The sequence below is a fragment of the Micromonospora sp. WMMD956 genome (assembly GCF_029626125.1).
Taxonomy (GTDB): domain Bacteria; phylum Actinomycetota; class Actinomycetes; order Mycobacteriales; family Micromonosporaceae; genus Micromonospora; species Micromonospora carbonacea.
In genome coordinates this window covers 2,064,220-2,082,550 of the sequence record NZ_JARUBI010000005.1, presented here as the reverse complement: position 1 = coordinate 2,082,550, position 18,331 = coordinate 2,064,220, and the positions used below count along the sequence as shown (strand labels likewise).

The 18,331-nt window shown below is 75.8% G+C and carries 13 protein-coding genes and 1 pseudogene; 5 read left to right on the top strand and 9 right to left on the bottom strand.

The features are described 5' to 3' along the window. Positions 1-53: 53 nt before the first annotated feature. Positions 54-863, top strand: coding sequence for an enoyl-CoA hydratase/isomerase family protein (locus O7628_RS09595; protein ID WP_278136266.1), 810 nt, complete (start codon positions 54-56; stop codon positions 861-863). 66 nt (positions 864-929) lie between these two features. Beyond that, complete coding sequence (locus O7628_RS09590; protein WP_278129717.1) at positions 930-2,552, top strand: serine/threonine-protein kinase; 1,623 nt, start codon at positions 930-932, stop codon at positions 2,550-2,552. Positions 2,553-2,707: 155 nt separating this feature from the next. Here the strand turns inward: O7628_RS09590 and O7628_RS09585 are convergent. Together O7628_RS09585 and O7628_RS09580 are read right to left on the bottom strand one after the other, a co-directional pair. Beyond that, a pseudogene (locus tag O7628_RS09585) lies at positions 2,708-2,836 on the bottom strand (HNH endonuclease); the annotation flags it as partial. Positions 2,837-3,057: 221 nt separating this feature from the next. After that, positions 3,058-4,560, bottom strand: a complete 1,503-nt coding sequence (locus tag O7628_RS09580; protein WP_278129715.1) for a hypothetical protein — start codon at positions 4,558-4,560, stop codon at positions 3,058-3,060. A gap of 213 nt (positions 4,561-4,773) precedes the next feature. Between O7628_RS09580 and adhE the strand changes: the two genes are divergently transcribed. Then, a complete protein-coding gene (gene adhE, locus O7628_RS09575) occupies positions 4,774-7,497 on the top strand; it encodes a bifunctional acetaldehyde-CoA/alcohol dehydrogenase (protein WP_278129713.1) in 2,724 nt (907 codons plus the stop codon). A gap of 91 nt (positions 7,498-7,588) precedes the next feature. Here the strand turns inward: adhE and O7628_RS09570 are convergent, their stop codons facing one another. Next, positions 7,589-9,115, bottom strand: coding sequence for an FAD-dependent oxidoreductase (locus O7628_RS09570; protein ID WP_278129712.1), 1,527 nt, complete (start codon positions 9,113-9,115; stop codon positions 7,589-7,591). A 106-nt stretch (positions 9,116-9,221) separates the two neighbouring features. After that, complete coding sequence (locus O7628_RS09565) at positions 9,222-9,704, bottom strand: MSMEG_6728 family protein (RefSeq protein WP_278129710.1); 483 nt, start codon at positions 9,702-9,704, stop codon at positions 9,222-9,224. 99 nt (positions 9,705-9,803) lie between these two features. Between O7628_RS09565 and O7628_RS09560 the strand changes: the two genes are divergently transcribed. Beyond that, positions 9,804-11,600, top strand: coding sequence for a potassium channel protein (locus O7628_RS09560; protein WP_278129709.1), 1,797 nt, complete (start codon positions 9,804-9,806; stop codon positions 11,598-11,600). Between the two features lie 11 nt (positions 11,601-11,611). On the opposite strand, the gene O7628_RS09555 is transcribed toward O7628_RS09560, so the two are convergent. Further along, positions 11,612-12,862, bottom strand: a complete 1,251-nt coding sequence (locus O7628_RS09555) for an APC family permease (RefSeq protein ID WP_278129708.1) — start codon at positions 12,860-12,862, stop codon at positions 11,612-11,614. Between the two features lie 10 nt (positions 12,863-12,872). Then, positions 12,873-13,649, bottom strand: coding sequence for a phosphatase PAP2 family protein (locus tag O7628_RS09550; RefSeq protein WP_278129706.1), 777 nt, complete (start codon positions 13,647-13,649; stop codon positions 12,873-12,875). Positions 13,650-13,727: 78 nt separating this feature from the next. Between O7628_RS09550 and O7628_RS09545 the strand changes: the two genes are divergently transcribed. Then, positions 13,728-14,951, top strand: coding sequence for a DUF4032 domain-containing protein (locus O7628_RS09545; RefSeq protein ID WP_278129704.1), 1,224 nt, complete (start codon positions 13,728-13,730; stop codon positions 14,949-14,951). A gap of 237 nt (positions 14,952-15,188) precedes the next feature. Here O7628_RS09545 and nagA read toward each other — a convergent pair whose 3' ends face one another. Genes nagA through O7628_RS09530 form a run of 3 tightly spaced genes read right to left on the bottom strand, consistent with a single transcriptional unit; the run spans position 15,189 to position 18,234 of the window. Continuing rightward, positions 15,189-16,298, bottom strand: a complete 1,110-nt coding sequence (nagA, locus tag O7628_RS09540) for an N-acetylglucosamine-6-phosphate deacetylase (protein WP_074472342.1) — start codon at positions 16,296-16,298, stop codon at positions 15,189-15,191. A gap of 35 nt (positions 16,299-16,333) precedes the next feature. After that, positions 16,334-17,308, bottom strand: a complete 975-nt coding sequence (locus O7628_RS09535; RefSeq protein WP_278129702.1) for an ROK family protein — start codon at positions 17,306-17,308, stop codon at positions 16,334-16,336. After that, a complete protein-coding gene (locus tag O7628_RS09530; protein ID WP_278129701.1) occupies positions 17,305-18,234 on the bottom strand; it encodes a sugar isomerase in 930 nt (309 codons plus the stop codon). The genes O7628_RS09535 and O7628_RS09530 overlap by 4 nt, the downstream gene beginning before the upstream one ends. Between the last annotated feature and the right edge of the window lie 97 nt (positions 18,235-18,331).

Genomic DNA, 18,331 nt, shown 5'->3' with positions numbered 1-18,331 from the left:
GGCGGCCACCCACTCGGTGGTCGCCGGGCCCACGTCGTTATCGTCGGGGGATGGTGGCGGTGCCGGACGCGGAGCTGACCGTCGGGACGGCCGGCCCGGTGGCCACGATCGTGATCTCCAACCCGGGCCGGCGCAACGCGATGACCCCGGCGATGTGGCGGCGGCTGCCGGTGCTGCTGGACCGGCTGGAGGCCGACGAGCGGGTCCGCGCGCTGGTGCTCACCGGCGCTGCCGGCACCTTCTGCGCCGGGGCCGACCTCCGCGAATTCGACGAACTGCTCGACGCCGGTGACGCCAGCATCGCCGTCGCCGCCGAGGAGCGGCTCGCCGCGTTCGCCCGGCCGACCGTCGCCGCCATCGAGGGCGCGTGCGTCGGGGGCGGTTGTCAGCTCGCGGTGGCCTGCGACCTGCGGCTCGCCGCCGCCGACGCCCGGTTCGGGGTGCCCCCGGCCCGGCTCGGCCTGGTCTATCCCGCGCCCACCACCCGGCGGCTGGCCCGGCTGGTCGGCCCGTCCGCCGCGAAGCACCTGCTCTTCACCGCCGAGTTGATCGACGCCGAGCGGGCCCTGCGGATCGGGCTGGTCGACGAGGTGCTGCCGCCGGACGGGCTCGCCGCCCGGGTGGCGGCGCTCACCGCCACGATCGCCGAGCGCTCCCGGCTCACCGTCGCCGCCGCGAAGGAGATCGTCGACGACCGGGCCGACGCGGAACGGATCGCCTGGTGGCACGGGCAGGTCCGGGACAGCGGCGAGGCCCGGGAGGGGGCGGCGGCCGCCAACGGGCGTCGGGCGCCCCGGTTCGGCTGGGCCCCGCCCGCCGCCGACGGACCGTCCACACCGGAACGCCCGGCACCCGGGCCCTGACCTGCCCGATCGGGCTCTCTCGATGATCGGTTGGTGTGCCGGGGCCCGTGCTGGCACGCTGTGCCGGTGCAGATCGATCAATTCCTCAACGGCCGGTACCGCCTGGGAGATCGCATCGGCAAGGGCGGCACGGCGGTGGTCCACCGGGCGTACGACGAGCTGCTGGAACGCGAGGTGGCGGTCAAGGTGCTGCTCGGCTCGGACCGGGCCGCCCGCCGACGGGTCCGGGCCGAGGCGACGGCCGCCGCCCGGCTCTCGCACCCGAACGTCACCAACGTCTACGACTACGGCGAGGCGCTGACCCGCACCGGCGAGCTCGCGCCGTACGTGGTGATGGAGCTGCTGCCCGGTCCCACCCTGGCCCGGCGGCTCGACGACGGGCCGCTGCCGGCGGTGGAGGGGCTGCGGATCTGCGCCGAGGTGGCCGCCGCGCTCGCCGCGGCGCACGCGCGGGGTCTGGTGCACCGCGACGTCAAGCCCGCCAACGTCGTACTCACGCCGTCCGGGGCGAAGGTGGTCGACTTCGGCACGGCCGCCGCCGTCGGCCAGCCGGAGATCGACTTCGACGGCCGGCTGCTGGGCACCCCCGCCTACCTGGCCCCGGAGCGGCTCGACGCCGGGGAGGTGGTGCCCGCCTCCGACGTCTACGCGCTCGGGCTGCTCGTCCACCTCGTGCTCACCGACGAGCTGCCCTGGGCGACCGACACCCCCACCCAGATGCTGCGCGCCCACGTCTACGTCGAGCCGAGGCCCCTGCCGCCGGTCGACGGCGTGCCGGCCGAGGTGGCCGAGCTGTGCCGGCGCTGCCTCGCCAAGGATCCGGCCGCCCGGCCGTCCGCCGAGGAGACGGCGGCGCGACTGGCGGCGGTGGTCACCCGGATGCGGGCCGCCGAGGCGGCCCGGCCCGAGCCGGCCCCCGCCGCCGCTGCTGGCGGTGCCGGCCCGGCTCCCGGCGGGGTCGACCGGTCCGGCGGGGGTGACCGGTCCGGTGCCGTGGCCGGGGCGGAGGCCGGCCCCGGCGACGCGCCGCGTGGGCCGACACCGCGCCCCGCGCCCCGTCGGGGTCCGGCCCGGCGGCGGTACCGGCCCCTGCTCGTTGTCGGCGCCGCGCTGGTCATCGCCGTGGCGACCGCGGGCTCGCTCGCCGACTCGGCCCGCCCGAACCGGCCCGGGACGGCCGGTCCGACCGGGTCGCCGGCGCCCTCCGCCGACGAGGTCGTCGCCCCCGTCGGCGGGGGCCGGCCCACCGGCGACGTCGGCCTGCCCGGCGGGGACGGCGGTTCGCCGCGCCCGGGCGGCCCGACGCGCGACCCCACCCCGGGCGGCGGTGCCCCGGGCCCGTCGGCCCCCGCCGAGTCGGGCAGGTCGCCGTCGGCGGTCCCGTCCACGTCCGCGTCCGGGTCGCCACCCGCGCCGGGCACCGGCGACGACCCGGCCGAGCCGGGCCCCGCCGAGCCGCCGGCGGTCGCGGTGCGCGCGAACGGCGGCACCGTCCGGGTCTCCTGCACGGGCCGGAGCGCGGCGGTGACGTCGACCGTGCCCGCGGACGGCTACCAGGTCGAGGAGTACGTGCCGGGCCCCGCCCGGGAGATCCGCGTCGTGCTCGGCTCCGCGACCCGGGCCAGCGAGATCAGGGCGAGCTGCGCCAACGGCAAGGTGGTGCCGAGGGTACGAGAGACCGAGCGCTGACCGCGCCGCCGGTGGCCCTGGCTGCGGTGGGCCTGCCCGTGGTGGCGCTGCCGTCTGTGGGCCCGCCTTCGGTGGGTCGGCCGGGGCCGGCGGGTGCTGCGCCGGGGCGTACCCCCGACGCGGCCCCCCGTTCCCGCCGGCCGGCCGGTCACCGCCCCGATCACCCGGTCCGGCTCGGCCTCGTGGATCTCGGCGACCCGCCGGCAGAGCCTCCGGATCGCGTGCTGGACGGTGACCCGGTGCAGCGGGCCGAGGTCGGCGTTGATGACGAGGACGGCGTCCACCGGGTCTCCTTCCAGGGGCGACGGTGGGGCGGGCCGGACAGCGAAGAGCCGCCCGGGTCCGGCGGGGACGGGCGGCTCGACGCGTGCGGACGCGCGTCAGCCGGGCCGCCCGTCCCGGGGTGCGGCGAATCGGCAACCGTCGACGGATGACACCGACGGCACGCCTCTGACGTGCGACAACGACATGGCCGTCTCCCGGTTGGCTGGTTGACCTTGCGCGATCACGGTAGGTCGGCGGGGGAGAGGCCGGCAACGTATTTCGATCCTCCGGGGACCTGGTCCGGGTGGCCCTGCCGCCGGGCGCGGGCGGCGGCCCGCGCGTCGGCCAGCGGCCCGTCGACCCGCCGGGCCATCCGCACGGTCAGCTCCCCCTCCAGCAGCGGCCGGTTCACCTCCCCGGCGACCGCGAGGGCCGGTCCGGACACCGTCCGCCAGACCGCGGTCAGCCCGGCACCGAGCCCGACCAGGGCGACGGCCGCGCGGGTGGCGGGGGAGCCGGCCGCCGCGGCGGCGCTCACCCCGACCACCGCGAACAGCACCACCAGCAGGGGTACGAGCACGGGCCAGAAGATCCCCCGGGCCGCCTGCACGGCCAGCTTCCGGTCCCGGATGATCACGTTCCGGGCGACGACCGCGTAGTCCTCCTCGTCGAGCAGGTCCCGCGGGTGCAGCCCGCCGGTCAGCACGTTGCGCCACCGGTCGCCCTGGTTGCGCAGCTCGCGGGCCAACTCGCCGAGGCCGGCCTCGGCCGGATCGCCCGACCGGGCCCGGGCGACCGCGTCGGCCCACGCCCGCAGCGACCGGCGCACCACGGCGGCCGAGTACGGCGGCAGCACGCTGGCCAGCTCGTCGAGCCACCGGCTGATCTCGTGCTGCCGGCCGGCGAAACGCCACGGCACCTGTTCGGCCTCGCCGTGCCGGACGGTGTCGGCCAGTGACCGGCCGAGGCGGTACGCCAGCCCGACCCGGGGGTTGGTGGCCATGGCCCAGCGCAGCACGTCCACGTTGAGGTCGTCCAGGGCGAGCAGCAGCGCCGCCACCTCGGCCACCATCGTCGCCCCGGCTGCCGGGACCGCCGCGGCGGGCGGGACCGTCGTCGCCCCGGCTGCCGGGGTCGCCTCGGCCGGGGTGGCGGCCCGGACGGCGGCGGCGGACGGCGCGGTGGCGCCGGTGCCGGTCAGCTCGGCGATCTGGGCCAGCGCGACGTCGATCCCGTCGAGGTACATCCGCAGCCGCCGCCGGCCGGACATCTCGGTGAGGTTGGTCAGCTTCACCGGCGGCCCGCCCGGGCGTCGCTGCGGCGTCGACAGGTCGGCGGTCTGCGCGTGGTGGTAGGCGTCGGCCATCCACCAGCCCAGCCGCAGGGCCGTCGCGACGCAGCCCTGCTCGTCCCGGAGCCGCCCGACCGCGTCGTCGCCCCGGCGACCGACGGCGTCGCCGACCGACCAGCCGTGCGCCCCGCCGAACGTCGCCCCGCCGTGCGTCCCGCTGAATGTCGCCCCGCCGGACGTCGCCCCGCCGGACGTCGCCGCGCCGTGCGTCGACTCGCCGGTCGGCGCACCGTGCGCCCTGCCGGCCCGGTCGCCGGCTGTCGCCCTGCCGGCCGGGTCGCCCGCTTGGCCGCCGGTCGTCGTCCCGCCGGCCTGGTTGCCGGCCGCCGGCCCGTCGGCCACGTCGGCGACGGCCGGTTCGTGTCCCGCGCCCCGCCGGTGCACCGTCGACATCGTGTCGACACCCCCGTCCGACCTCCCGGGTGGGCCCTACCGGCCGCCCCGGCACCCTTTCGAGCATATGCACCAATAGTTTGATTTGTGGAGAATTGAGGCTCGGGGTCGGGACCTTCGGCGGTGCCGGAGGGGCCCTTCCGCACCACCGCCGGAATCGTCGGCGATCGATGCTGAAGATGACCCTGACGCCGCAACCGCCGAGGTGTGAAGATGAAGGCCGAACCGAGGACCGCCCCGTCGACCGAGCTCGACGCCATGGTCGACGCCCTCGTCTCCGACGGGCTCAAGGCCCTGGCCGAGTACGACCGGTTCACCCAGGAGGAGATCGACCGGATCGTCCGCAAGGCGTCCGTGGCCGCGCTGGACCGGCACGCCGAACTCGCCCGGCTCGCCGTGACGGAGACCGGCCGGGGGGTCTTCGAGGACAAGGCCGTCAAGAACATCTTCGCCTGCGAGCACGTCACGCACAGCATGGCGCGGGTGCGGACCGTCGGGATCATCAACCGCGACGAGATCGACGGCATCGTGGAGATCGCCGACCCGGTCGGCGTCGTCGCCGGCATCACCCCGGTCACCAACCCCACCTCGACCACCATCTTCAAGGCCCTGCTGGCGCTGAAGACCCGCAACCCGATCGTGTTCGCGTTCCACCCGTCGGCGCAGCGGTGCAGCGTGGAGGCGGCCCGCACGGTCCGCGACGCGGCCGTCGCGGCGGGCGCGCCCGAGCACTGCGTCCAGTGGATCGAGCAGCCGTCGGTCGAGGCGACCACCGCGCTCATGCACCACCCCGGCATCGCGACCATCCTCGCCACCGGCGGCAACGCGATGGTCCGCGCGGCGTACTCGGCGGGCAAGCCGGCGCTCGGCGTCGGGGCGGGCAACGTGCCCGCGTACGTCGAGGCCAGCGCGAAGCTCAAGCGCGCCGTCAACGACATCGTGCTGTCCAAGGCGTTCGACAACGGCATGATCTGCGCCTCGGAGCAGGCGGTGATCCTCGACGAGGCCGTCGCCGACGCGGCGCTCGACGAGTTCCGGGCCCTGCACGCGTACGTGGCGTCGACGCAGGACAAGGCGAAGCTGGAGGCGCTGCTGTTCCCCGCCGGCCGGCTCAACCCGGATGTCGTCGGCCGGTCGGCGGAGTGGATCGCCGAGCGCGCCGGCTTCGCCGTGCCGCCGCGTACCTCGATCATCCTGGCCGAGGTCGATCGCGTCGGTCCCGACGAGCCGCTGACCCGGGAGAAGCTCTGCCCGGTCCTCGCGGTGCTGCGCGCCGCGACCCGCGAGCAGGGCCTGCGCTACGCCGAGGAGATGGTCGAGTTCCACGGCCTCGGCCACAGCGCGGTGATCCACACCGAGGACGAGGCGCTGGTCGAGGAGTTCGGGCAGCGGGTCAAGGCCGTGCGGATCATCTGGAACTCGCCGGCCTCCCAGGGCGGCATCGGCGACATGTACAACGCCTTCCTGCCGTCGCTCACCCTCGGCTGCGGCAGCTACGGCCGCAACTCGGTGTCGAACAACGTCTCGGCGGTCAACCTGGTCAACATCAAGCGGATCGGCCGGCGGACCAACAACATGCAGTGGTTCAAGGTCCCGTCGAAGATCTACTTCGAGCCGAACGCGATCCGGTACCTCGCCGAGATGCCGGACGTGCACCGGGTCACCGTCGTCACCGACGCCACCATGACCCGCCTCGGCTTCGTCGACCGGGTCAACCGGATGCTCCAGCGCCGCCCCGGCCACGTCGCGCTCCAGATCATCGACGACGTCGAGCCCGAGCCCAGCGTGGAGACCGTCGACCGGGGCGCCGCCCTGATGCGGTCCTTCCAGCCGGACACGATCATCGCCCTCGGCGGCGGCTCGGCGATGGACGCCGCCAAGGTGATGCGGCTGCGCTACGAGCACCCCGAGGTGGTCTTCGACGACCTGCGGGAGAAGTTCTTCGACATCCGCAAGCGCGCCTTCGCCTTCCCCACCCTCGGCGAGAAGGCCCGGCTGGTCTGCGTGCCGACCACCTCGGGCACCGGGGCGGAGGTGACCCCGTTCGCCGTCATCACCGACCGCCGTACCGGCAAGAAGTACCCGCTCGCGGACTACGCGCTCACCCCGACCGTGGCGATCGTCGACCCGGTGCTGACCGCCAGCATGCCGCGCGCCATCGCCGCCGACAGCGGCTTCGACGCGCTCACCCACGCCATCGAGGCGTACGTGTCGGTCTACGCCAACGACTTCACCGACGGCCCGGCCCTGCACGCGATCCGGCTGATCTTCGCCAACCTGGAGCGCTCGGTGACCGGCGGCGACGCGGGCCCCGCCGGGACCGGCGGCGACGCGGGGCCCCGGGCGCACGCCGTCGATGCACGGGCGCACGCCGTGGCGGGCGACGCCGTCGAGGCGCGGGCGCACGCCGTGGCGGGCGACGCCGCCGAGGCGCGGGAACGGATGCACAACGCCGGCACCATCGCCGGGATGGCGTTCGGCAGCGCGTTCCTCGGCATCGTGCACGCCATGTCGCACACCCTCGGTGCGACCTTCCACATCGCCCACGGGCGCACCAACGCGGTGCTGCTGCCGCACGTCATCCGCTACAACGGCACCGTCCCGTCGAAGCTCTCCGGCTGGCCCAAGTACGAGAGCTACCGCGCGCCGGAGCGGTTCGCCGAGATCGCCCGCACGCTGGGCCTGCCGGCGGCCACCCCGGCCGAGGGCGTCGAGTCGCTGGCGGCGGCCGTGGAGCGGCTGCGCGACGCGGTCGGCATCGAGCCGTCGTTCGCCGCGATCGGCGTGGACGAGGTGGCGTTCGAGGCGGCCCTGCCGCAGCAGGCGCTCAACGCCTACTCCGACCAGTGCGCGCCGGCCAACCCGAGGATGCCGATGCTCGACGACATGCAGCAGCTCATGCGGGCGGCGTACCACGGCACGCGCTGGACCGCCTGACGCGCAGCGGCCCGCCTGCCGGCGAGCCGCTCGGCGCAGGCGTTAGGAGGGGGCCCTTCCTATACAGAAAGCGTTAACAAGGGGCCCTTCCTTACCGGCGGGCGAGGAGGCCGCGGGGGCGGATCGAGTGGACCGGTTCGGCCGCCCCGCCCTCGGCGCGCAGGATGTGGTTCGCGGCGACGATCCCCGTCGCCGCGGACCGCTCCATCAGGGCGCTCGGGAAGTCGGTGCGGATGCCATCGCCGGCCAGGTAGAGCCCCTCGGCGTCGGTGCGTACCCCCGGCCGCCCGGCGTGACCGCCCGGGGTGAACGCCGGGGCCTGCGCCTCCACCCGGGCCCGCAGCTCGCGCACCCGCAGCCGGGCCGCCTCCGGCCAGAGCGCCACCAGCTCGGCGCGCATCCGCTCCGCCAGTTCCTCGGCCGGCACGCCCGGTTCGCAGGCGTACGCGTGCAGCTCCAGCACCGAGCCGCCGGTGCGCTCCGCCCAGCGGCGCGACTCGTTCTCCAGCCGGTGATAGAGCGTCACCGAGTCCAGGGTGGGCTGCCGGGACACCCCGCTGAACACCGCCCGCCCCGCGTCGACGTCCCCGTCGCACCAGTAGCGGGCCACCGCGTACGGCGGGCCGGGGGTGCCGAACGCGGGCATCGCCGCGACCAGCTCCGGTGCGGCCCCGGCCAGCACCGGCGAGGCGGCGACGAGGGCGGCCAGGGCCGGCGGGTCGACGGCGAGCACCACGTGCCCGGCCGGGTACGCCGTGCCGTCGGCGGCGCCCACCCGCCAGCCGTCGGGGGTGCGGTCCAGCCGGGTCGCGGCGACACCCGTCAGCACCCGCCCGCCGTGGCGCTCGACGTGCCCGGCCAGGGGCTGCCAGATGGCGGTGCCGTAGTCCTCGTCGGGGCAGTCGAACGCCAGCCCCTCCGGGTTGCCGAGCAGATAGAAGTGGAACTGGGCGATCATCTCGGCCGCCGACATCTCCGCCTCGTGGTTGAAGAACGAGTGGGAGAAGACCTCGAACAGCATCGCCCGGGCCCGGTCGGGCAGCCGCAGCGAGTCCAGCAGCTCGTCGGCGGTGGTGCCGTCGAACTCGGCGTACGTGCGCACCGGGTCGTAGGTGAGCAGCGGCAGCGCGGCGTCCCGGTCCATCGCCCGCAGGTCGGCCAGGCGCAGGCTGGGGCTGCGCAGCAGCAGGGCGAGCAGGTTGGCCGGCGGGGCCGGGGGCAGCCGCCCGAACTCCTCCGTGGGCCAGTCGGCGCTCAGGATCGGGTAGCCCGGCACCGGCCTGAGGAAGCGCAGCTCCGGATCGACCCGGCGCAGGATCGACCGCCAGTTGTAGTACTGCCGGAAGAACGCGTGGAAGCCGTGCTCGTTGGCCTGGACGCCGTCGGCCAGCTCCTGCGGCCACGCGCCGAGCCGGCCGCCGAGGGTCGGCGCGGCCTCCAGCACGGTCACCCGCACCCCGCGCTCGGCGAGCACCACCGCCGCCGACATGCCGGCGATCCCGCCGCCGACGACCACGGCCTCCACCGGGTGCGGCACGCGGTGGGCGCCACCGCCGCCCGGGTCCACCACGTGCTGCCGTACGCCGATCAGCCGACCCGCCATCTGAGACAGTGCCATGCGCCCAGTCTGCCCGAGGTGCAAGGAAGGGCCCCCTGTTAACGCCTGCGGTAGAGAAGGGTCCCCTTCTTACCCGGCACCCGGCACCCGGCGAGCGCGCGCCACCTCAGCGCGCGGGGCAGCGGCGCTCGCGGTCGGAGGCGGGCCAGACGTACTCCAGGCCCGGGTCGACGTCGCCGAAGATCGGGCGGTAGTGGTCCGGGTCCTTGCGCAGCAGCGACGAGCGGTGGCTGCGGTGCAGGTCGTCGCGGCCCAGCCACGGCGGCAGCTCACCGGCGTCGGCCAGCTCCGCCTGGGTGCGTACGGCGGTCACGCCGCAGGCGGCGGCGAGGTCGGCGACCAGCGTCGCCGCGCAGGTGTCGGCCCGCCCCGGCCCGCACCACACCGCGCAGACGTCCAGGCCGTAGCGGACCAGCGCCTCCTCGTATCCGGCCCACATCTTCACCGCCGGGTGGTTGCGCCAGCCGTAACCCGGCCGGGTCAGCCCGCGCAGCACCTGGATGGCCTCCACCCGCTGCTTGCCGAGCCGCCGGGTGTCCAGCGCCCGAGCGCTGGCCAGGAAGTCCGGGTACGGCAGGAACGTCTGCATGCCCCGCTCTACCCGCCCCCGGGCCCGACAATCGTTCCCGACGAACGTTCATGATCACGGGGCTGCGGGGGCTCCGCGCCGCTGACTACGATTCGGCGCATGGCGGAGCCCCTGCGCGACCGCGCGCGCCGCGCGACCGGCTGGCGGCTGCGGATGAACGGGGAGACCCGCCCGCACTACGTCGTCTGCGGGTCGGACCCGCTGGCCTACTGGGTGGTGCGGGCGCTGCTCGCCGCCGAGCTGGACTCCGGCCGGGCCCGGATCACCCTGGTGGTGCCGGAGCGCCGCCGCTCCGACGGCCCCGACGGGCGCGACGTCCCCGGCCTCCACGTCGTCCGCGCCGACCGGCTCGACGAGGTGACGTTCCGGCGGGCGGGCCTGGCCGGCGCGGACGGGCTGGCGCTGCTGCACCAGGACGACGTCGGCAACATGCACGCCGCGCTCTGCGCGCAGGAGGTGGAGCCCCGGCTGCGGCTGGTGGTGCGCATGTTCAACACGAGCCTCGCCAACGGGCTGCGGCAGCTCTTCCCCGACTCGGCGGTGCTCTCCGACGCCTCCATGGCCGCCCCCGCGTTCGTGGCCGCCGCCCTCGGCGAGGTCGCCCCGACGCACTTCCGGCACGGCGGGCGCACCCTCTACGTGGCGCGCCGCGCCGACGTACGCGCGAAGGACGTGGTGTGCGGGGTGGCCGACACCCGGGACGCGGCCCGGCCGCACGTCCTGCCCGCCGACGAGGCCACGGCCGACGTGGTGCTGGCCGAGGCGACCGGGCAGCCGCCCGGCACGGAGCTGGCCGCCCGCCGGCTGGTCCGGGCCCGCCGCCGCCGACGGCCCGTCGCCGTGCTGGTGCGCGCGGTCCGCAGCTTCGCCACCCGCAAGATCGGGATCGCGGTGCTGGTGCTGCTGGCCGTCATCGCCGCGCTGGGCGGGCTCAACGCCCGGGCCGCGCACGTGGGCTGGGCCGACGCGCTCTACCTCACCCTGGTCACCACGCTCACCGGCGAGGATCCGGACGTCACCAAGCCCGTCGCCGCGCAGGTCATGCAGGTGGTGCTCAACCTGGCCGGGCTGGCGCTGATCCCGCTGATCACGGCCGTGGTCGTCGACGGGATCGTCAACGCCCGGCTGGCCCTGCACACCGGCCGGATCCAGCCCGCCCGGTCCGGGCACGTCGTGGTCGTCGGGCTGGGCAACATCGGCACCCGCGTCATGGCCCAGCTCAACGACTTCGGCGTCGAGGTGGTGGCCATCGACAAGGACCCGGACGCCCGGGGCGCGTCGCTGGCGCACCGGCTCGGCGTGCCGGTGGTGATCGGCGACGCCGGTCGGGAGGAGACGCTGCGGTCGGCGTCCGTCGAGACCTGCCAGGCCCTCGTGGTGGTCTCCACCGACGACGATGTCAACCTGCGGGCCGCGCTGAACGCGCGGGGGCTCACCCCCGACCTGCGGGTGGTGCTGCGCCTGTTCGACGGCGACTTCGCCGAGCGCGTCCAGAAGGCGTTCGGCATCGGCATCTCGCGCAGCGTGTCGTATCTCGCCGCGCCGTCGTTCGCGGCCGCGCTGCTGGACCGGGCGGTGATCGCCACCATCCCGGTCGGCCGGCACGCGCTGCTGGTCACCGAGGTCCAGGTGGTCGCCGGGTCGCCGCTGGACGGCCGCCCGCTGTCCGCCGTGGCCCGGCCCGGCGCGGTACGCCTGCTCGCGCACGCCCGCCCCGGCCAGAAGGCGGACTGGTCGGCCGACCCCCGCCTGGTGATCACGGCCGGGGACCGGCTGACCGTGGTGGCCCGCCGCGCGGGGCTGACCGCCCTGCTGCGCGAGACGACCCCGCCCGCCCCGGAGCCCCCGCCCGCCGCCCCGACCGGCCCACCCCCGCCCCGCACGAGCGAGGAATGAGGCCCGGCTGATCAGTGGTGCCGGGGGCGCAGGGCGTACCAGGCGGCGCCCAGGGCTAGCACGCCGAACCCGGCCAGGACGCTGGCCAGCGGCAGGCTGACCGCGAGCGCCACGCAGCCGACCAGCCCCAGCACGGCGAGCAGCCGCACCGGCAGCCGGCGGCCCGGGTCGCGGCCCAGCGTGAGCGCCGACGCGTTGGTGATCGCGTAGTAGACCAGCACGGTGCAGCTGGAGAAGCCGATCGCCCCGCGTACGTCGCCGACGAGCACCACGGCCGTGACCACGGCGGCCACCGCCAGCTCGGCCCGGTGCGGCACCCGGCGCACGGGGTGCACGGCGGCCAGGCCGTGCGGCACGTCCCGGCGGCGGGCCATCGCCAGCAGGGTCCGGCCCACCCCGGCGACCAGCGACAGCAGCACGCCGGTCACGGCCACGGTCGCCCCGGCCCGCACCACCCAGGCGAGGCCGGGCAGCCCGGCGGCGGTCACCACGTCGGCCAGGGGCGCGGCGGACGCGCCCAGCCGCCAGGGGCCGAGCACGCCGAGCGCCACCACCGCCAGCACCAGGTAGATCGCCAGCACCACGCCGAGGGCCAGCGGCACCGCCCGGGGGATCGTCCGCTCCGGGTCGCGCACCTCCTCGCCGAGGGTGGCGATCCGGGCGTACCCGGCGAAGGCGAAGAAGAGCAGCCCGGCGGCGGCCAGCACGCCGTGCCCGCCGGTGCTGCTGGAGACGCCGGGCCCGGCGATCCGGGCCGCGTCGAAGCCGCCGCCGAGCAGGCCGGCCCCGGCGACCAGGGCCAGCACCGCCAGCACCACGCCCACCAGGGCCTTCGTGGCCGTCGCGGTCTTGCCGATGCCGCGCAGGTTGACGGCGGTCACCGCCGCGACGGCGGCGACGGCGACGAGCCGGGCGCGCCCCGGCCAGAGGTACGCCCCGATGGTCAGCGCCATCGCCGCGCAGCTCGCCGTCTTGCCGACCACGAAGCCCCAGCCCGCCACGAAACCGGCGAACGGGCCCAGCCGCTCCCGCCCGTAGACGTACGTGCCGCCGGACTCCGGGTAGCGGGCCGCGAGGCGGGCCGAGCTGGTCGCGTTGCAGAACGCCACGAACCCGGCGAGGGCCAGCGCCACCAGCAGGCCCACCCCGCCGGCCGACGCCGCCGCCGGGGCGAAGACCACGAAGACGCCCGCGCCGAGCATCGACCCCAGACCGATGACCACCGCATCGCGTACGCCCAACCGCCGCGCCAGCCGCTCCATGACCCGGACCCTAGGGGGTCGAGGTGAACAGCGCGGGACGGTCCCAGCCGCCCAGCAATCGCCGGGGCAGCGGCACGTCGTCCCACGGCACCCGGTGCAGCAGCCGGTCCAGCAGGAGCCCCAGCAGCAGCCCGGCCACTGAGTCGGTCAACCAGTGCCACCCCAGGTAGGTCGTGGTGCAGAGCACAACGGCCGGCGGCACCAGCCGGACGACGGTGACCAGCCGGGGCGGCACGGTCCGGGCGAAGCTGGCCAGCAGCGGCGTCAGCAGCAGCGCGATGACGCCGTACCAGACGATCGCGTTGGCGACGTGGCCCGACGGGTAGGACTGGGCGAACCGCACCGGCAGGTCGTGCTGGAACAGCGGCAGGGTCGCCTCGGGGGGCAGGAACGGCTCCTTGACGCTGGCGCTCGGTGCGGGCCGGGCGGTCCACACCTTCAGCGGACCGATGGTGAAGAGGGTGAACACGAAGGCGAGCACCGGCGGCAGCACCGGGCGCACCGAGCGCACCCGGACGGCCAGCAACACCCCCATGCCCAGCGCGATCAGCGTCAGCGGGGTGCCCTGGCCCAGGTAGTTGAACACGACCGCCACCCAGTACGCCGCACCGGGCCGGTGCGCCTCCGCCCAGTCTGCGATCGCGCGGTCGACGCCGAACAGCCGGTCGGCGGCGAGCGCGACCGTCAACCCGACCAGCCCGGCGAGCAGCAGCGCGTCGCACCACCAGCCGGCCGGGCGTACGGGCCTGAGCTGCACTTTCCGCCGTACCGTCTGGGTTTCGCGCACCCGACCACGCTACCGGGCCGGCGCGTGCCCGCTGTGGGGCGAGGCACGATGGGGTGCGTCCCGGCGGGGTGACGCGTCATGCTGGTCGGCGTGCGGATCACCTCTGCCCTCGTGGACCCGGCGCTGCTCGACCTCCCGTGGTCGACCCCGCTGGAGCAGTGGCCTGCCGAGCACCTGGTGGCGCTGCCACAGGGCATCTCCCGGCACGTCGTGCGCTTCGTCCGGCTCGGCGGGTACGTCTACGCGGTCAAGGAGACCGGCGAGCGGGTCGCCGAGCGGGAGTACGACCTGCTGCGGGCGTTGGAGCGGATCGACTTCCCGGCGGTGGAGGCGGTGGCGATCGTCGCCGACCGGCAGACCGACGACGGGGAGCCGCTGGACCCGGTGCTGATCACCCGGCACCTCCAGTTCTCCCTGCCCTATCGCGCGCTGTTCTCCCACACCCTGCGCCCGGAGACGATGGGCCGGCTGCTCGACGCGCTGGCCGCGCTGATCGTCCGGATGCACCTCACCGGCTTCTTCTGGGGCGACTGCTCGCTGTCGAACACGCTGTTCCGCCGGGACGCGGGCGCGTTCGCCGCCTACCTGGTGGACGCCGAGACAGGGGCCCTGCACAACTCGCTGTCCAACGGCCAGCGCGGCGAGGACCTGGAGATCGCCCGGGTCAACATCTTCGGCGAGGCGCTCGACCTCCAGGCCGCCGGCCTGCTGCACGAGTCGATCGACCCCGAGGTGGTGTGCGAGGAGGTCGTGCAGCGCTACGAGCGGCTCTGGCACGAGATCACCTACGAGCAGCAGGTCGAGCGCAAGGCCCGGCACGACATCGAGCGCCGCATCCGCCGCCTCAACGAGCTGGGCTTCGACGTCGCGGAGGTGGCCCTGTCCACCATCGGGGACGGGCGGTACCTGGTGCGGCCGAAGGTGGTCGACGCGGGCTACCACCATCGTCGGCTGCTGCGCCTCACCGGCCTGGACGCCGAGGAGAACCAGGCCCGCAAGCTGCTCAACGACCTCGACGCGTACCGGGCGGAGAGCGACCTGACCGACGAGCAGCAGGCGTCGCACCGCTGGCTCACCGAGGTCTTCGAGCCGGTGGTGCGGGCGGTGCCGGCGCACCTGCGGCGCAAGCTGGAGCCGCAGGAGCTGTTCGCGCAGATCATCGAGCACAAGTGGCTGCTCTCCGAGCGCGCCGGCCGGGACGTCGGCATGCGGCACGCCGTGCAGTCGTACCTGGCCGACGTGCTGGTGCACCGCCCCGACGAGCAGGCCGTCCTCGGCGTCGAGGTCGACGCCCTGCCCTGACCCGGCCGCCCGCCCTGCCCAGCCCGCCCTGCCCCGCCCTGCCCTGCCCTGCCCGGCAACGTCTCGCGTCGACGCTAGCGAGCTGATGTCGTGGATGGATCGGGTGGCCGTCGGCGGTGACCGGATGATGTCGTGAACGACTCAGCTCCCTAGCGCGCGGTGCGCCCGTCGGGTCGGCCGCGCCACCACACCGGGGGGCGCGACCGCACCGCGAGCAGCGGCACCTCCGCCCGGGCGTCACTCCAGCCAGGAGCCGCCGCGCATCACCCGGACCACGTTCAGGTCGTCGTCGAGGACGACCAGGTCGGCGCGGAGGCCGGCCTGGAGCGCGCCGACCCGGTGGCCGAGGCCGATGGCGCGGGCCGGGGTGGTGGCCGCCATCCGGCAGGCGTCGACCATCGGGACGCCGGCGTGCACGGCGTGCCGCAGGGCGGCGTCCATCGTGAGCGTGCTGCCGGCGATCGCCCCGTCGGCGGCCAGCCGGGCCACGCCGTCGGCGACGGTGACGGCCTGGCCGCCCAGCTCGTACTCGCCGTCGGGCATGCCGGCGGCGGACATCGCGTCGGTGACCAGCGCGGCCCGGTCGGGGCCGGCGGTGGCGGCGACGTGGGTCAGCATCCCGTCGTGCAGGTGCACCCCGTCGGCGACCAGCTCGCAGACCACGTTCGAGGCGTCCAGCAGGGCCACGACGGGGCCGGGCTCGCGGTGGTGCACCGGGCGCATGCCGTTGAACAGGTGGGTGCCGACGCTCGCGCCGGCCGCCACGGCGGCCCTGGTCTGGTCGTACGTGGCGTCGGTGTGGCCGACGGCGGCGACCACCCGGTGCGCGGTGAGCACCTTGATCGCCTCCAGCGCGCCGTCCCGCTCGGGGGCGAGGGTGACCATGCGGACCGCGCCCCCGCCCAGCTCGATAAGCTCGGTCAGCTCGGCGACGGAGGGGTCGCGGAGGAACTGGGGGTTCTGCGCGCCGCACCGGGCCGCCGACAGGTACGGACCCTCGAAGTGGACGCCGGCCAGCGTGCCCTCCTCGACGAGCGGCCGGTACGCCTCGGTCGCCGCCCGCATCAGCTCGAAGGGCGAGCTGACCAGGCTGGCCAGCAGGGTGGTGGTGCCGTGCCCCAGGTGGAAGGCCGCCGCCTGGCGGGCGGACCCGGCGTCGCCGGTGGTGAACGTGTGCCCGCCGCCGCCGTGGGTGTGCAGGTCCACGAAGCCGGGGACGATCCAGTGCCCGTCGCGCACCGACGGGTACTCCGCGACGGCGGTGATCCGGTCGCCGTCGAGTTCCACGCAGCCCTGCCGGATCACGCCGGTCGGGGTCACCACCTTGCCGTTCACCCGCAGGGTCATCGCATCTCCAGATGTGTGAGGCGTGCCGGTACAGATCAGCGGGCGTCGAGCGCCAGCAGGGCGGCGCCGAGGCAGCCGGCCTCGTCGCCGAGGGCCGCCGCGACGAGGCGCGGCCGGCGGTGGAACGTCATCCGCTCGTGCAGCGCCGCGCGCAGCGGGTCGAACAGGCGGGGACCGGCCTGGGCGAGGCCGCCGCCGACCACGACGGTCTCCACGTCGTAGAGGGCCTGGCCGGTGGCGAGCCCGTCGGCCAGCGCCTCGACGGCCTCCGCCCACACCCGGGCGGCGGCGGGCTCACCCGCGGCGGCCCGGTCGGCCACGTCGGCGGCGCTCGCGGGCGTGCCGGTCGGCCCACCGTCGCCCGCCGTGCCGGTCGGCCCCGCGCCGGTGGCCTCCGCGTAGCGGCGGGCGATCGCCGAGGCGGAGGCGACGGCCTCCAGGCAGCCGTCGCGCCCGCAGCCGCAGCGCGGGCCGCCGGGGCGGACGAGGACGTGGCCGATCTCCCCGGCGGCGCCGTGTGCGCCGCTGGCGGCCGCGCCGTCGACGACGTGGGCGGCGGCGATGCCGGTGCCGATCGCGACGAAGAGGACGTGCCCGGTGCCCCGGCCCGCGCCGAGCCGGGCCTCGGCCAGGCCGCCGACGCGCACGTCGTGGCCGAGCACCGTGGGCAGCCCGAGCCGCTCCTCCGCCAGGCCCCGCAGGGGTACGTCCCGGAAGCCGACGTTCGCCGACCAGACCGCCACCCCGGCGGCCTCGTCGACGACGCCGGGCACGGCGATCCCCAGCGCGACGGGGTCGCGCCCGTCGGCGCGGGCCTTGCCGGCCAGCCCCTCGGCGACGTCGAGGATCGTCTCGACCACCGCGTCGGGGCCCCGGCCGGCGTCGGTGGGGTGCCGCTCGGTGTGGACGGTGGTGCCGTCCGGCCGGACCAGCGCGCACTTCATGCCGGTGCCGCCCACGTCCAGCGCGACGACGACGTCGGCGGGACCGGCGGCGTCGGCTGGGCTCACGCGAGGACCACGGAGCGGGTCAGGTGGCGGGGCGCGTCGGGGTCGAGGCCCCGGCTGGTGGACAGGGCGACGGCGAAGCGCTGGGCGAGGATCAGGTCGGCCATCGGGTCGACCGGCGTGCGCCCGGCGGCCCAGCTCGCGAGCACGGTGCGGCAGCCGTGCGTGCGGCTGTGCACGAAGGCGGCTCCGGTGGCGGCGACATCCTCGGCGAGCCCCTCGGGGATGTCGCCGAACGCCCAGACCAGCCGGCCCGGCGCGGCCACCGAGATCGGGCCGTGCCGGTAGTCCATGGCCGGGTACGCCTCGGCCCAGAAGGTGGCCGCCTCACGGCACTTGAGCGCGGCCTCCTGGGCCAGCCCGATCGTCCAGCCCCGGCCGAGGAAGGTGACCTGCTCGATGCGGGCCGGGTCGATCGGCAGCGGGGCCCGGACGGCGACCTCGGCGTCGGCGGCGAGCGCGGCCAGGTTGTCGCCGAGGTGGGCGCGGAGCAGGGCCAGGGCGGTGGTGGCGAAGCGGGTCTGCACCACGGACCGTTCGTCGGCGAACGGCATGGCTACCACGGCGGTGGCGACGTCCACGGCGGGGGAGACCGGGTCGCCGACGAGGACGGTGGTGGGGAGCTGGCCGCGCAGCGCGGCGAGCAGCTCCAGCACCTCGGTGGTGGTGCCGGAGCGGGTGACGGCGATCAGCCGGTCGTAGCGGCGGCCCGTGGGGAACTCGGACGCCTGGAACGCGTCGGTCTCGCCGTGGCCGGCGGCCTCGCGCAGCCCGGCGTACGCCGTCGCCATGAACCACGACGTGCCGCAACCGACGACGGCGACCCGCTCCCCGGGGTGCGGCAGGTGCTCGGCGACCGTGGGGGCCAGCAGCGCTGCCTCCCGCCAACAGTCGGGTTGACTCGCGATCTCCGCGTGCACGAACGCCATGAGAACTCCTCGCTGGGAGGTCGTGCGCAATACGGCGCAATACGGCCGCCTTTCGCGCGTTATTCTGCGCGAAACCTCGCGTCTCTGGCAACCGGGT